The sequence below is a fragment of the Bradyrhizobium sp. OK095 genome (assembly GCF_900109945.1).
Taxonomy (GTDB): Bacteria; Pseudomonadota; Alphaproteobacteria; order Rhizobiales; family Xanthobacteraceae; genus Bradyrhizobium.
Genome location: NZ_FOBX01000001.1, coordinates 399,540 through 414,545 on the forward strand (window position 1 = coordinate 399,540; position 15,006 = coordinate 414,545).

Annotated in this window: 8 protein-coding genes and 1 tRNA gene; 8 read left to right on the forward strand and 1 reads right to left on the reverse strand. The window is 65.0% G+C overall.

The features are described from left to right. Positions 1-272: 272 nt before the first annotated feature. From BMW89_RS01920 to BMW89_RS01930, 3 genes are all read left to right on the forward strand, one after another. A tRNA-Met gene (locus BMW89_RS01920) sits at positions 273-349 on the forward strand. A gap of 200 nt (positions 350-549) precedes the next feature. Next, entirely contained in the window at positions 550-2,184 is a 1,635-nt protein-coding gene (locus BMW89_RS01925) for a winged helix-turn-helix domain-containing protein (protein ID WP_143062687.1), read from the forward strand. A gap of 83 nt (positions 2,185-2,267) precedes the next feature. Further along, positions 2,268-5,750 carry an autotransporter outer membrane beta-barrel domain-containing protein gene (locus BMW89_RS01930; protein WP_092022144.1) on the forward strand — a complete coding sequence of 1,161 codons (3,483 nt, stop codon included), beginning with the start codon at positions 2,268-2,270 and terminating at the stop codon, positions 5,748-5,750. A 148-nt stretch (positions 5,751-5,898) separates the two neighbouring features. On the opposite strand, the gene BMW89_RS37695 is transcribed toward BMW89_RS01930, so the two are convergent. Continuing rightward, positions 5,899-6,051 carry a hypothetical protein gene (locus BMW89_RS37695; protein WP_177195776.1) on the reverse strand — a complete coding sequence of 51 codons (153 nt, stop codon included), beginning with the start codon at positions 6,049-6,051 and terminating at the stop codon, positions 5,899-5,901. Positions 6,052-6,269: 218 nt separating this feature from the next. On the opposite strand from BMW89_RS37695, the gene BMW89_RS01940 reads away from it, so the two are divergent. The 5 genes from BMW89_RS01940 to BMW89_RS01960 all read left to right on the forward strand — a co-directional run bounded on the left by BMW89_RS01940 (position 6,270) and on the right by BMW89_RS01960 (position 14,858). Continuing rightward, the gene (locus BMW89_RS01940; RefSeq protein ID WP_177195777.1) at positions 6,270-8,609 is read left to right on the forward strand and encodes a mechanosensitive ion channel domain-containing protein; all 2,340 of its coding nucleotides are present in this window, start codon (positions 6,270-6,272) and stop codon (positions 8,607-8,609) included. Between the two features lie 103 nt (positions 8,610-8,712). Beyond that, positions 8,713-9,711 (forward strand): tripartite tricarboxylate transporter substrate-binding protein, encoded by a 999-nt coding sequence (locus tag BMW89_RS01945; protein WP_092022150.1) that lies wholly within the window; start codon positions 8,713-8,715, stop codon positions 9,709-9,711. A 282-nt stretch (positions 9,712-9,993) separates the two neighbouring features. Next, the gene (locus tag BMW89_RS01950) at positions 9,994-11,646 is read left to right on the forward strand and encodes an NAD-dependent malic enzyme (RefSeq protein WP_092022152.1); all 1,653 of its coding nucleotides are present in this window, start codon (positions 9,994-9,996) and stop codon (positions 11,644-11,646) included. Between the two features lie 312 nt (positions 11,647-11,958). Beyond that, positions 11,959-12,351, forward strand: coding sequence for a BlaI/MecI/CopY family transcriptional regulator (locus BMW89_RS01955; RefSeq protein WP_092022154.1), 393 nt, complete (start codon positions 11,959-11,961; stop codon positions 12,349-12,351). Next, entirely contained in the window at positions 12,348-14,858 is a 2,511-nt protein-coding gene (locus BMW89_RS01960; protein ID WP_092022156.1) for a M56 family metallopeptidase, read from the forward strand. Before BMW89_RS01955 ends, BMW89_RS01960 begins: the two co-directional genes overlap by 4 nt. Positions 14,859-15,006 lie beyond the last annotated feature (148 nt).

Sequence of the window (15,006 nt, forward strand, 5' to 3'; positions counted from 1 at the left end):
CCTGCTGTGTGGCACGGTCTGGAAGCGCGATTCATCTGACCATTTCTGGGTGTCGGACGATCGCGTTGGTGATCGGGCATCGAGGCGCGGCAACGTCCCCGCAGCCCTTTCCAAAGGCAGCCCGCCTTGATACATACGCCCCGCACCCGACGGGCTTTGCCCCGGTTGCCTTCCAAGCAAGCCTTTGGGACGGACGAAGCAAGCCACGCGAACAGCGTCGGCCCTCCATCCACCGTCCCCGGCATTCTGGCCAAGGCAAAACAACGGTTTAACGCGGGATGGAGCAGCCCGGTAGCTCGTCAGGCTCATAACCTGAAGGTCATAGGTTCAAATCCTATCCCCGCAACCAAATTCGGAATGACCGGTTCGATACGAAAATGGCCCGCATCATGCGGGCTGTTTTTGTTTGTGGGGTATGGTCGCTGAACCGTCTGGACTTCTGGTCGCCAGTGAATTGAGTGCATTGCTTCTTTGTGCTTGCGACAGAGCCATTGACGAGAATACTAGCCTTCGGCCGACATCTGGTTGATTGCTTTTTGGGGTTGGGAAGTGGAGAAGGCACAGGGACTTCGTTTCGGGGATATGGTCCTTGACGAAACATGCCTCTTCGCGCACCGTAACGGACGGAAGATTCAATTCACCAGAAACGAGCGCGCGCTGCTGCTGGCTCTGACGCGCAACCCTCGTCGCCTGATGCCCCGCGACCGTCTGCTCGACGAGATCGCGTCGGAATCCAACGTATCCGACCGCAACATCGATTTTCTGGTCAACAGGTTGCGGGCCAAGCTCGGCGATAGCGCCAAATCGCCGAATTTTATCGCCACACAATATGGCGAGGGTTACGTCTGGATCGCCGTTCCATCTTCGGTAGCGCCAATAGACGCTCTCCTGGTCATCGCACCGGCTTTCGGGCTGCCCGGATCTCCCTTCAGCCGGCAGGCGTCTTCGCTAATCGATCAGCTACGCGAGATGATTGCTGAGGGTGTTGGCGATGGCCACAACGTCATCGTTGCCGAGGACTGGACCCCCACCGACAGGCTGCGTTATTTCCTGCAAGTGAGCTTTTTTGCCCGCAACGGGCACCTCGATTGCGCGGCCACCTTGAGGGAAATGCCGTCGAGGCGGATCGCAAAAGCATTGCGGCTCCAACTCGACATGGCCGACGCCGCATCGATCACGAATGAGGCCAGCCGGGTTTCGAATGGCGTCATCGAAGTGCTGCGCAAGGCGCTCGGCCACGCCTCGACGGGGCTCGGTATCCGCGCCGAGGAACCAGCTGAAACGCGCCTTCAAAAGGCTTCGAGCGTGTTGCTGTCGACCAATCCGAGGTGGGTGGAAGGTGGCGAGCAACTGGACAGGGACCGCAAGCAGGATCCTGACAATGCGGATATCGCCCTGCAATGGTGCCTGCATCTGTTCACGCGCCTCACGACGACCAATCCGTTCGGCGAGATGAGCCTTGAAGAACGCTACCGCATGGAAAGCGAGATCGACGCCACGGTGCTGGACTGCCTGCCAGCCATCGAGGCGAACCCGCTACTGATGCTGGCAGCCGCCAAGTTGCTGTACTTCATCGATCGAGGTCATCTCGAATTGGCGGAAGATATCGTCCAGCGCGCCTTCGCCCGAACAACGGACTTTGCCGCGGCCTTGCCGGTCATGGGACAATTGCGCTATGCGCGCGGTCAATTCGACGAAGCTGTCCAATGCTTTGACCGCGGCATCGCGATGGTCGAACTGAACCCTCTGTACCACATCCATATCCGGGTCCTGAAATGCCTTGCCCTCCTTGCTGCCGGCAACCATGCGGCGCTTGAGGGCGCCGTCCCCACGATCGATCCCGAGATACCTTGCCCGCCCGAAATCGCCATGATGATTGCCTGGACGTTCGCGCCGGCCGATCAGGAATTGCCGCGGGCGTCCGCGGATGCGCTTGCCGCGATCGGCCCCGAGGGCGCGATCGGCGCGGTCGAATATCTCTATTTCACGTCGGCGCGTCACCTCGTTTCGGAGCAGGCGCGGGCCAACCTCATGCGTAACCTGATCGCGCATGTGACGAGGCGTTACGGCGAGCAGGTGATTCCTGCCTTTGTTCTCCGGAGCATCGGCAAGGTCTCTCCGGCTGAACACGCTCACGGACAAACGCCACCCGAGGCGGATATGGCCGTGCCCCTCAAATATTGAGCAAACAATTGCTTGATAGAGCATGTCTGGGTGCGGCTCGATGTTTCTTCGGTTGCAATGCAGATATCGTGGTGGGCTGAAGCATGAAGCGTCGGGGCAGACTTGAACGAATTTCGAAGCCTGAGACCACGCAGCAAGCCAATCCAGCCTTCGATCGCGGTGTCGACACGCTGACGCGGCGGCTCGTGCGCTGGCCCGGCGCGAGCTCGCGCGCGGCGCTGCTCGGCACCGCTGCCGTCGGCGCGCTCTGCTTCGCGATCGGCGACCCGGCTGCGGCGGCGCCGACGCCCTGCGTGATCAGTGGCGCGGTCGCGACCTGCAGCGGCGATCAATCCGCCGGCATCGCCAACGGGACCGATTTTTCGGTCCCGCCGGTCACCACGCTGAACGTCAACAATCTCACCAAGGCCATCGCGCCCGCCAGTGGAACCTCCGGCATCAGCTTCAACTCCCCCACCGCCAACCTCACCATCGGCAGCGACACCGGTGCCTTCGGCATCACCACCGGGGGCGACAACGCGAGCGGGATTTATGCCGGCGGCCTACGCGGGATAACGCTGACCTCGACCGGGAGCATCACCACCAAGGGCGCCTACGCGCATGGGATTCTGGCCGACGGCGTCGACTTTGTAACGCTGACCTCGACCGGTGACGTCAGCACCGCGGGCAAAGGCGCACGCGGGATTTTTGCTTTCTCTTCACAAGATGTCACGGTGACCTCGACCGGCAACATCACCACGGCGGGCGACGACGCGCGGGGGATTGTTGCCGAGGCCAACAGCTTCGGCTCCGGCGTGGCGACGGTGACCTCGATCGGCAACATCACCACCACGGGCGCTGGGATTTTTGCCGGGGGCGGCCCCGTGGTGGTGGTGACCTCGACCGGCGACATCACCACCACGGGCGGCGGCGCGCAGGGGATTTATGCCTACGGCGGCAAGGCGACGGTGACCTCGACCGGCAACATCACCACGACGGGCGTCAACGCGCGTGGGATTGAGGTCAGCGCCCACAGCCACAACAATGTGTATGTGACCTCGACCGGCAGCATCACCACCACGGGCGCCGGGATTTTTGCCCAGAGCGAGGGCGGCAGGATGCTGGTGACCTCGACCGGCAACATCACCACGACGGACGGGTTCTCGAACGGGATTTATGCCGGCGGCGGCAGCCTTGTCATGCTGACCTCGACCGGCAACATCACCACGAAGGGCGACTTCTCGAGCGGGATTGGGGCCGTCGCCAGCCTCCTCCCGGTGGGCGTCCCGTTGTACGGCCCGTTGACGGTGACCTCGGTCGGCGACATCACCACCGCGGGCAAGGCCGCCCACGGGATCTATGCCGCGAACAACTCGCGCTACGGCACGGCGGCGTCGGTGACCTCGACCGGCAGCATCGCCACCACGGGCGCCGGCGCGAACGGGATTTTTGCCCAGAGCAACGGCGCGGTGACGGTGACCTCGACCGGCGACATCACCACCATGGGCGACAACTCGCGGGGGATTGTTGCCCTGGCCAACAGCTCCGGCGTGGCGACGGTGACCTCGATCGGCAACATCATCACTGGTGGCGCCGGCTCGAACGGCATTTCTGCCCAGAGCAACGGCGCAGTGACGGTGACCTCGACCGGCGACGTCACCGCTACGGGCTCCGACGCGAGCGGGATGTCCGCCCAAAGCGTGGGCGGGCCGATCGCGGTCACCATCAATTCAGGCACGGTGTCCGGCGGCACCGGTTCCGGAACGGGTGTCTCCTTCATCGGCGGCACCGACAACACGCTGGTCAACCACGGTACCGTGACGGCCTTGTCGGGGCTGGCGATCGCGGCCAGCACGGGCAATGACGCCGTCAGCAATTTCGGCACCGTGACTGGCAATGTAGATCTTGGCACCGGCACCAACGTCTTCGACAACACGGCGGGCGGCCTGTTCAATTCCGGCGCCACCGTCAGTCTCGGCGCCGGCAACGCGCTGACCAATGCCGGCACCCTGTCGCCCGGCGGCGCCGGGACGGTCCTGACCACGGCCTTGACCGGCAACCTGGTGCAGACCGCGACCGGGCGCCTGGCGATCGATTTCAACATGGCCGGCGGGGGCAGCGCTGACCGGGTCAACGTGTCGGGAGCCGCCAACCTGGCGGGCACCGTGCAGCTGCGCCTGTTGAACGCGCAGGCTGGCGTGTACCAGCAGACCATCGTGTCGGCCGCGGGCGGCGTCACAAACAGCGGCTTGTCGCTGCAGGCGCTGCAGGAGAGCCCGGTCCTGCACATCGAACTGGTCTATCCCAACGCCAACGACGTCGCGATCAGGAGCTCCATCAACTTCGTGACCTCCGGCCTCAGCGGCAACCAGACCTCGCTCGCTAACGGCTTGAATGGGGCGACGACCGCAGGCCTGGGCGGGCCGATCCTCAACCTGTTGCTCAACGGTCCCACCTCGCTCGACGGCTACCGCAGCGTTCTCAACCGGCTCTCCGGCGAAAGCGCGACCGGCGCCCAGCAGGTCACCTTCGATGCGATGAGCCAGTTCCTCGGCCTGATGCTCGATCCCTCCAATCGCGGCACGGCGGCGCCGGCTGGCAGCGGCGTCAGCGGCTACGCCTCAGAAGGCGAGGCCGGCGCCTATGCCTCGGTCGGGCGGCAACGCACCGCGGCCGAGCGCGAGGCCTATGCGATGGTCACCAAGGCGCGATCGCTGGACTTCGCGGCGCGCTGGAACGTCTGGGCCGCCGGCTTCGGCGGCTCGCAGACCACCGACGGCAGTGCCACAGTCGGCAGCAGTTCGACCGCCAGCCGTATCGCGGGCGGCGCCGTCGGCGCCGACTATTTGATCGCGCCGAACACGGTGGCCGGTTTCGCGCTCGCCGGCGGCGGCACCAGTTTCTCCGTTGCTGGCGGTCTCGGCAGCGGCCGCTCCGACCTGTTCCAGGCCGGTGCCTATGTCAGGCATACGATGGGGGCGGCCTATGTCGCGGCCGCACTGGCCTATGGCTGGCAGGATGTCACCACCGACCGCACCGTGACGCTGGCCGGCCTCGACCAGTTGCAGGCACGGTTCAAGGCCAACGCCTATTCGGGCCGGCTCGAAGGCGGCTATCGCTTCGTCAGTCCCTGGATGGGGGTCGGCATCACGCCCTATGCGGCCGGTCAGTTCACCACCTTCAACCTGCCGGCCTATGCCGAAGCGGCGGTGATCGGCACCGACACGTTCGCACTCCGCTATGGCGCCAAAGACGTCACGGCCTCGCGCTCGGAGCTCGGCTTCCGCACCGACAAATCCTGGGCCCTCATGGGTACGCTGCCGGGGACGATGCTGACCCTGCGCAGCCGTTTCGCCTGGGCGCACGATTATTCCACCGACCGCTCCGTCGGCGCCACCTTCCAGTCGCTGCCGGGCGCCTCCTTCGTCGTCAACGGCGCGGCCCAATCGGCCGACAAGGCGCTGACGTCACTGGCCGCCGAACTCGCCTGGCGCAACGGCTTCTCGCTGGCCGGCACCTTCGACGGCGAGTTCTCCGGCAATTCCAGCAGCTACGCCGGCAAGGCCGTCGCGCGATACCAGTGGTGACGGCGGCCGAAGGCTTTTTTAACCGCTACAATCCGCTATCCAATCCCGTCACCGCAAAATATTCCTGCACGTTCTTCAGCACGTAGGCATCCGGCGGATAGAGTTCGTTCCGTCGTGCGATGCCGTAGAAGCGCAGCAGGTCGGGGTTCTATGGAGCAGCTCGTGCAGCAGCACCGGCGTCTCGGGCGACGGCAATGCCGCGATAGGTGAAGGTCTGTCCGTTCTGCGCGATCGCGGATCGCGTGCCGAGCAGGATCGCAGCTTCCGCAAGCACGAGCCGGCGCCGATCGAAATCTGTCATGTGATGCCCGAATTCCCGCCGGCAATCGCGCATGCTTTCGCGGCGTTCACCACCGCGCGGTTCCATCACATCTGCGTTGGGCAAATGCCAAGAGATGGTCGCCTGATCGGCAAACTTCCGACACATGGTCGGGGCGAATAGCCCCGATCCGACATGACGCAGTGCTTCGCGCGGTCCACGATTCCGCCGGCGCATTTCATTTATTTTGGGGAATCCTCGTGTCGCATAAGCTTGCCTCCGCGCTTCTCGCAGCGTTCTTCCTTGCCATTCTTGCTCTCTCCCCGGCGCGCGCCGAGCCGCCTGCGCCGGCCGCCAATCATGCGGCTGCGCTGTCGTCGGACGAGGCCAAGCGCGCGCTGGAGACGCTTCAGGACGACAAGAAGCGCACGCAGATGATCGACACGTTGCGTGCCATCGCCAATGTCTCGGGCCCGCAGCAGCCTGCGCCGCCCGCGCCGGAGCCGAAATCGCCGATCCCGCTGTCGGCCGACGGTCTCGGTGCGCAACTGCTGCTGACGGTGTCGGAGGAGATCGGCGAGATCTCGCGCGAGGTCGCCGACATGGCGCGAACGCTCACGCATTTCCCGGCGTTCTATTACTGGATCATGCGCACCGCCAACGATCCCGCCGCCTACAATCTCCTGATCGAGATCGCCTGGAAGCTGGCGCTGGTGCTCGGCTGCGCGCTTGCGGCGGAGTGGGTGATCTTCCGCCTGATCCGGCGGCCTGTCGCGTTCCTGGAAGGGCGCATGCCGCAAACCGCGCAGCTGCCGGCGCAGGTGCTGCCGATTGCCGATCCGCCCTCGTCGGTGGCCGATGTCACCCCCGCACCGGACCTGCACAGGCGTCGTCACAATCTGGCGCGGATCTGGCAAGTGATGCTGCGGCTGCCCTTCGTGCTCGGCCGCCTCGTGCTCGAGCTGCTTCCCGTGTTCGTCCTCATGGGCGTCGCCACCGCGCTGCTCGGAACGGAGATCGGCGAGCCCGCGACCGTCCGCCTCGTGATCCTCGCGGTTGCCAACGCCTATGCGTTCTCGCGCGGGCTCATTTGCGTGGTCCGGGCGCTGGCGGGACCGTTCGGCCTGTTTCCCGTTCGCGCCGAGACGGCGGCCTATATCGAGATCTGGGCGCGCCGCATCGTCGGTGTCGGCGTCTCCGGCATCGCCTTTGCAAATGTGGCGCTGCTGCTCGGCCTGCATCGCGCAGGATATGCGGCGCTGCTGCGCATGGTGATGCTGATCGTGCATCTCTTCATCGTCGTCATCATTTTGCAGTGCCGCCGCCAGGTCGCCGAAGCCATCCGTGCACCGGCGGACCGGCAGGGCATTGCGGCCCGGATGCGCAACCGCATCGCCGGCGGTTGGCATTATCTTGCCATCGCGCTCGATCTCGCGCTGTGGGCGGTGTGGGCGCTCAACATCCGCAACGGTTATTCGCTGCTGCTGCAATATTTCGTCGGCACTATCGCCGTGGCGCTGCTCACGCGCGTCGCCATCATGCTGACGCTGGGCCTGATCGACCGCGGCTTCCGCATCAACCCGGAGATCCTTCAGCGCTTTCCGGGCCTCGAAGTCCGCGCCAACCGCTATCTGCCGCTGCTGCGCAAGATCGTCTCCAGCGTGATCGCCTTCATCGGCTTCGTCGCCGTGCTCGAAGTCTGGGGCGTCGATGCCATCGTCTGGTTCTATGGCGGCCAGATCGGCGGACGGCTGATCTCCGCCGTGGTGACGATCGGCATTGCCGTGTTCATCGCTGCCGCGATCTGGGAAATCAGCAATGCGCTGCTGGATCGTCAGATCAATGCGCTGTCCCGCGACGGCCACTATGCCCGCGCTGCGCGCCTGCGCACCTTCCAGCCAATGCTGCGCACCGCATTGTTTTGTCTGATCGCGACCATTGTTGGCCTCACAGCGCTGAGCGAGATCGGCGTCAATGTCGCCCCGCTGCTCGCGGGCGCCGGCATCGTCGGCATCGCCATCGGCTTCGGCTCGCAAAAGCTGGTGCAGGATCTCATCACCGGCCTGTTTTTGCTGCTGGAGAACACCGTGCAGGTCGGCGACACCGTCAGCGTCTCCGGGCTCTCGGGCGTGGTCGAGAACGTCTCGATCCGGACCATCCGCCTGCGCGCCGGCGACGGCGCCGTGCATATCGTGCCGTTCAGCGCGGTCACGACCATCACCAATGCCAGCCGCGGCGCCGGCAATGCCTCGGTCAGCGTCAACGTCGCCTACAAGGAGGACACCGACCGCGCCGGCCAGATCCTCAAGGACATCGTCGAGGAGATGCGCCGCGAGCCTGAGTTTCGCGCGGCGATCCGGGGTGACCTCGAGCTCTGGGGCATCGACAAGGTCGATGGCGCCATGGTCTCGATCGTCGGCCAGATCCGCTGCACCGAGGCCGGCCGCTGGCCGGTCCAGCGCGAATTCAACCGCCGCATGAAGCAACGCTTCCAGCAGAACGGCATCGAGGTCGCATCCGCCACCCAGACCATTTTGATGCACGTCGCGCCGCCGGCGGACAACGCGACTCATTTGACGCCAAGGCGGGCGGCTGGATAGGCGCTCCGCAAAAATTCCGGCTTGCCTCGGCTCACTCGGCAGCGTTCACTCCGGCTCCAGCCTGCTGACAACATGCGGGCGGCAAAAAGGGTAGGAGTGATTAATGCGGGGGCTGTGGGCCGGATTGCGCGGTCATGTGATTGTCGCATGCGCGTTGATGGGATGTGCGGCGTGGACTGCGCCGGGAGGTGCCCAGCCGTTTCCGTCCCGCCCCATCACCCTCGTGGTGCCGTTCGCGGCGGGCGGCCCGACTGACACGCTTGCGCGAATCCTGTCTGAGCGGATCGCGGCCGAATTGCACGTGACGGTCGTGGTCGAGAACGTCGCCGGCGCCTCCGGCAGCATCGCCGGTGCCCGCGTCGCGCGCGCAACGCCTGACGGCACCACGATCACGATCGGTCATTGGGGCACGCATGTGCTGAACGGCGCGATCTTCAAGCTGCCTTATGACGTTATCGCCGATTTCGAACCGGTCGCGACCATCGCGATGGGGACGCAGCTGATCGTCGGTCGGAAGTCGCTCGAGGCCAATAATCTGAAAGAGATGATCGCCTGGCTGAAGGCCAACCCGGGCAAGGCCACCGCCGGGACGGCCGGCGCCGGCACCGGCGCCCATGTCGCCGGCGTTTTCTTCAAGGAGAAGACCGGGACCGACTTCCAGTTCGTGCCCTATCGCGGCGCCGGGCCCGCCATGATCGATCTCGTTGCAGGCCAGATCGACATCATGTTCGATCAGGCCTCGAACTCGCTGCCGCAATACAAGAATGGTGCGATCAAGGCGTTCGCCGTGACCTCGCCGACAAGGCTTGCATCCGCGCCTGATATTCCCACCGTCGACGAAGCGGGCTTGCCCGGTCTCTACATCTCCTACTGGCACGGCATCTGGGCACCGAAGAACACGCCCAAAGAGATCGTCACAAAGCTGAATGCCGCGATCGTCGCCGCCCTTGCCGATCCGTCGGTGAAGCAGCGCTTTGCCGAATTGGGGCAGGAGATTCCGCCGCCCGATCAGCAGACGCCCGCGGGGCTCGCGAGCTTTCAGAAGGCCGAGACCGAGAAATGGTGGCCGATTGTGAAGGCCGCCGACATCAAGCCGGAGTAGTTGCGCTGTTGCGCATGCACTGCTCCTCATCCTGAGGAGGCCGCGCAGCGGCCGTCTCGAAGGATGGCCGCGGGCGAGATAGGGGCCTTCATGGTTCGAGACGGCGCTCACGCGCCTCCTCACCATGAGGGGCAAGAGTCTTGCGACGTTAACCTTTCGTCTCGCGCCAATCTCGCTGCGGTGCGAGATCACAATCGCGGCCGAAATTTCTAATTCCTTGATCTCGGGGGACCGCTGGCCGACAATGCCTGCCGTTCAATAAGAAACTCCCTGGGGGAATTCGTGAATAGACCTGCTCGGGTCAGCGCCCATACGACGTCATCCGATCCCGCGCATGGCATGACGCTGCTGCGCGATCCCTTGCTCAACAAGGGCACCGCCTTCACGGAAGCGGAGCGCGCTGCGCTCGGCTTGCGCGGCCTGCTGCCGCCTTGCGTGCTGACGATGGAGACGCAAGTCGAGCGCGTCCTCACCAATCTGCGCACGCTGCCGACCGACCTGGAAAAATTCGTCGCGCTGAACGCGCTGCATGACCGCAACGAGGCGCTGTTCTTCCGCGTCGTCGTCGACAATATCGACGAGATTCAGCCGATCATCTACACGCCGACGGTCGGGCTCGCCTGCCAGAAATACGGCCTGATCTACCAGCGGCCGCGCGGCATGTTCATCTCCTCGCGCGATCGCGGCCAGATCGCGGACATCCTGAAGAACTGGCCTAATCCCGCAAAACTCATCGTCGTGACCGACGGCGAGCGCATCCTTGGTCTCGGCGATCTCGGCGCCAATGGCATGGGCATTCCGGTCGGAAAGCTCTCGCTCTATTCGGCATGTGCCGGCGTGCATCCCGAGCATTGCCTGCCGATCGTGCTCGACGTCGGCACCAACAACGAAGAGCTGCTCAACGATCCCTATTATCTGGGCCTGCGCGAGCGGCGGCTCACGGGCGAGGCCTATGACAGCTTCGTCGACGAGTTCATGGTCGCCGCGCGAAAAACCTTCCCAGGCGTGCTGATCCAGTTCGAGGACTTTGCCAATCACTCGGCGTTCAAGCTGCTGCACAAATACCGCGACGAGGCCTGCGTCTTCAACGACGACATCCAGGGCACCGCGGCGGTGGCGCTGGCCGGTCTGTTCTCAGGCTTGCGCATCAACGGCGGCAAGCTGAAGGATCAGAAAATCCTGTTCCTCGGTGCGGGCGAGGCCGCGACCGGTATCGCCGATCTCGTCGTCTCAGCTATGATGGCGGAGGGCGCGTCGGAAGCGGAAGCGCTCCGGCGCAACTGGCTGGTGGATTCCCGCGGCCTTGTCGTCAGTGGCCGTGAAGGCCTCTCCGGCCACAAGCTCCGCTATGCCCATGCCGATCAGGCGCCGATCGCGGATTTCCTCACCGCGATCAAGACGCTGAAGCCGACGGTGATCATCGGCGTTGCTGCAGTCGGCGGCGCCTTCACGCCCGAGGTGCTCAAGGCGATGGCCGAGCTCAACGAGCAACCGATCATATTCGCGCTGTCTAACCCCACCTCGAAGGCCGAGTGCTCGGCGGAGGATGCCTACCGCTACACCGAGGGCCGCGCGCTGTTCGCCTGCGGCAGTCCCTATGATCCGGTGAAGTTGAACGGTCGCACCTTCGTGCCGCGCCAGGGCAACAATTCCTACATCTTCCCCGGTGTCGGGCTTGGTGTCATCGCCAGCCGCTCGCGGCTGGTGACGGACGAGATGTTCATGGCGGCCGCCCACACCCTTGCCAATTGCGTCGGCAAGGACGACCTCGCCCAGGGCAGCCTCTATCCGGCACTCCCTCGGATTCGCGAGGTTTCGGTCCGCATCGCCGCCGCGGTCGCAGACGTCGCCTTCCAGCGCGGGCTCGCGGACGGCCCCGCGCCCAACGATGTGAAGGGGCTGGTTCAGTCGCAGATGTACGAGCCGAAGTACTGACTGTCACAATCCGCACCGGACTCGTGGAGACGGCCCCTCACCCCACCCTCTCCCCGTAAGAACGGGGCGAGGGAGTGAGAGAGGGTGCCTCCCTAACCTCTCCCCGCTCTTCTGCGGGGAGAGGTCGGATCGCGTTAGCGATCCGGGTGAGGGGCCGGGCAACCCGCTAGCCAGATCCAAAGTCCGTCCGACTCACAAAGCCTCGTTAGCCTGGCACGCCGCCATTTCCGCCGGAATCGCCGTTGCTTGGCGCTGCCGCATATGCGACAATCGGTAACGTTACAAGAAAATCCAACCGCAAGGTAAGCCGCCATGGACGATCGTTTGCCCGACCTGGGCGACCTCGAGCACGAGGTCATGCAATTGGTTTGGGCTCATGGTCCTGTCACGGCTGAGGTGGTGCGGGAGCGGCTGTCACGGCGTCTGAAGGAATCCACGGTGCGCACGGTGCTGCGCCGGCTCGAGGAAAAGGGCTATGCTAACCACACCGTGGACGGACGCACCTACGTCTACCACGCTGCCGAAGAGCGCTCACGGGTTGCAGCCAAGGCGGTGCAGCGCATCGTCGACTGGTTCTGCAACGGCTCGATGGAGGAGGTCCTCGTCGGCATGGTGGACAATGCGATGCTCGACCAGCAACAATTGCGCACGCTGGCCGACCAGGTGGCCAAGGCGAAGAAGGCGAGGGGAGTGAAAAAAGAATGATCGCAACTCTGGCGGAGGCGGCGCTGCGCTCCCTTGTGCTGGGAGGCGTCGTCTGGTTCGGTCTCAGTTTGTTTCGCGTGCGCAATCCGCACGTTCACATGACGGCGTGGGTCGTCGTGCTCGTGGCCTCGCTCGCGATGCCGTTCGTGATGCATTGGCCGACGCTCACCATCGATCGGCTGCCTTTGTCCGTGCCGGTGCCGGATGAAGTGTGGCAGGCCGATATCTCGTCGCTGGAGACGCCGCAGCCGGCGCTGCCGATTCCGCCCGGCGCGGCCGTTGCGCCGCTGGTGAAAAGCGCGGCCTCCATCGACTGGTGGCTGGTGGCCTCCGTCGTCTATGCCGGCGTTGCCGGCCTGTTGCTGCTGCGGCTCGCGATCGGCCTCGGCCTGACCTGGCGCCTGGCGCGCGCGGCGAAGCCGATGCAGATCATCGACGCCGACGTGCGCGTCAGCCGCGATGTCGGCGGCCCCGTCACTTTCGGCTCGACCATTCTGGTGCCGCCGCAATTTTTCGGCTGGGACGCGAAGAAGCGTCTCGCGGTGCTCGCGCATGAAGGCGCTCATGTCGCCAACCGCGATTTCTACGTCCTCCTGCTCGCGGCGCTCAACCGTGCGGTGTTCTGGTTCAGCCCGTTCTCGTGGTGGCAGCTCGCGCGTCTTGCCGAGCTCGCCGAGATCATCAGCGACGCGCAGGCGATCGAGGTTATCGACGACCGGCTGTCCTACGCGGAAATCCTGCTCGATTTTGCAAGCAGCGTGAAACCGCGCCCCGTGGAGCTCGCGATGGCGCGCGCCTCGACCGTGCGCGCACGCGTCGAGCGCATCATCGCGGCTGCCGCGATGCCGGCCGCGGTCGGCTGGCGCAAGCGGCTGTGGATCGCGGCCGCGATCGTTCCTGTCGTGATCGTGTCCGCCGGCATGATCGCCTATCGCACGCCGGACCCCGCGCCCGGCGTCGCTGACCTTGGCGAGGTGCCGGCCCAGCACTACCGCCCCTTCGTCAATTTCTACGCCATGGGCCCGGCCTCGGTGTTCGCGATCTTCCGCGAGGGCGACGAGCTCTACGGCCAGCTCACCGGGCAGCGCAAATTGCGTCTGACGGTGGGCAGTGACGGCACCGCGTCCTACACGGCCTCGTCCGGCGAGATCAATTTCCCGCTCGATGCGGAGCGCCGCTCCGCCGGGCTGATGCTGCACATGAACGGCCGCGACATCCGCGCGGTGCGCGTCGCCGAGATGCCGACGACGGCCACCAATTCCGGATCACTCGACCAGTATGTCGGCTGGTACAGGGTTGCGCCGAACCGGGTGCTCACCGTGCGCCGCGACGGGGACCGGCTTCAGGTGCAGGAGACCGTGCAGGGCCAGGCGGCGCTCCTCGCCGAGGGCGCCGACGTCTTCTCGATCCATGGCGACAATCTCCTGATCTTCCTGCGCGACGAGCAAGCGAGGGTCTCGCGTGTGCTGGTCCAGAACGCGCTGTTCGGCGCCCGTCTCGCGCCGCGGATCGACGCGGCGCAGGCGCAGGCGATCGAGGCCGATTTCGCGCGCCGTGTCGCGGAAGTTCCGGATCGCTTCCGGGAGCAGGTCCCGATGACCGGCGGCAAGGAGATGATTCTGCGAGGGATCGAGGATCTGCGCCGGGGCACGCCGAACTACGATCGCATGAGCGCGCCGCTGGCTGCCAAGATCCACCGTCAGCTCGATGAAACGCAGGCGACATTCGTGGCGCTCGGCGCGGTCGAGTCGATCTTTTTCCGCGGCGTCGGCCCCGGTGGCTACGACATCTATGGCGCCAAGTTCGACAACGGCACCGCCGAATTCCGCCTGCTGCTCGAGCCCGACGGCAAGGTCGGCGACGTCCTGTTCCGGGCCGATGGCAATGACGAGCTCGGCGGCATCGTGCCTTGCGCAGATGAGGCGAATGTGCGCGGTCGCGCCGGCACCTCGCCGATCCGGATCATGGCCTACAACGAGATGGGCGACGACATCCGCGTCTTCAATCTCGATGCCGACGGCCATCGCAAGGCCGAGAGCGTCGTCAGGCCCAACATGAGCTGGGCTGTCACGACCACCGTGAACAATCCCTGGGTGATTGCCGACAGATCGGGGCGGTGCCTTGAAGTGTTGGTGCCGGGCCGGCAGACGCGCTTCCACAACGTCGAGGCCTCGAACATCGGCGCAAGGCCGGGACGCGCGGCACGCCGCGCCGTTCCGATCGCCAATGGCGAGGAGGTGCTGCGCGGCTACATCGAGGGTGTCGGCAAGGGACAACCCGATTACGAGCACATGACGTCGGAAGTCGCCGACATCACGCGCCAGCAGCTTCCGTTCGACCAGGCGATCCTGGCGCGGCTTGGCGCGCTGCGTGCGGTCTCGTTCCGCGGCGTCACCGCGCTCGACAGCGACATCTACATCGCCCAGTTCGCCAACGGCTCGGCGGAATGGCGGATCGGTGTCAGGAACGGCACGATCACCAAGATCGCGCTCGGGCCCAATTTCTAGGATCGTTGCGGCCGCCCGTCCGTCACGTCGGATCGGCGGCTCGCGATACAAGGACGGAGATGCCTCAATCTCCGCTTGCGGAGGTATGCTCGAAGTGTTACGTTATGTAGCATTACGGTTCGTAGCTTCGTACGGCTTGGCGCCGACA

Coding starts and splice junctions, on each gene's coding strand:
- BMW89_RS01960 (WP_092022156.1), top strand. CDS start 12,348: ATGATCGCAACTCTGGCGGAGGCGGCGCTGCGCTCCCTTGTGCTGGGA.
- BMW89_RS37695 (WP_177195776.1), bottom strand. CDS start 6,051: ATGACAGATTTCGATCGGCGCCGGCTCGTGCTTGCGGAAGCTGCGATC.
- BMW89_RS01945 (WP_092022150.1), top strand. CDS start 8,713: ATGCGGGGGCTGTGGGCCGGATTGCGCGGTCATGTGATTGTCGCATGC.
- BMW89_RS01930 (WP_092022144.1), top strand. CDS start 2,268: ATGAAGCGTCGGGGCAGACTTGAACGAATTTCGAAGCCTGAGACCACG.
- BMW89_RS01955 (WP_092022154.1), top strand. CDS start 11,959: ATGGACGATCGTTTGCCCGACCTGGGCGACCTCGAGCACGAGGTCATG.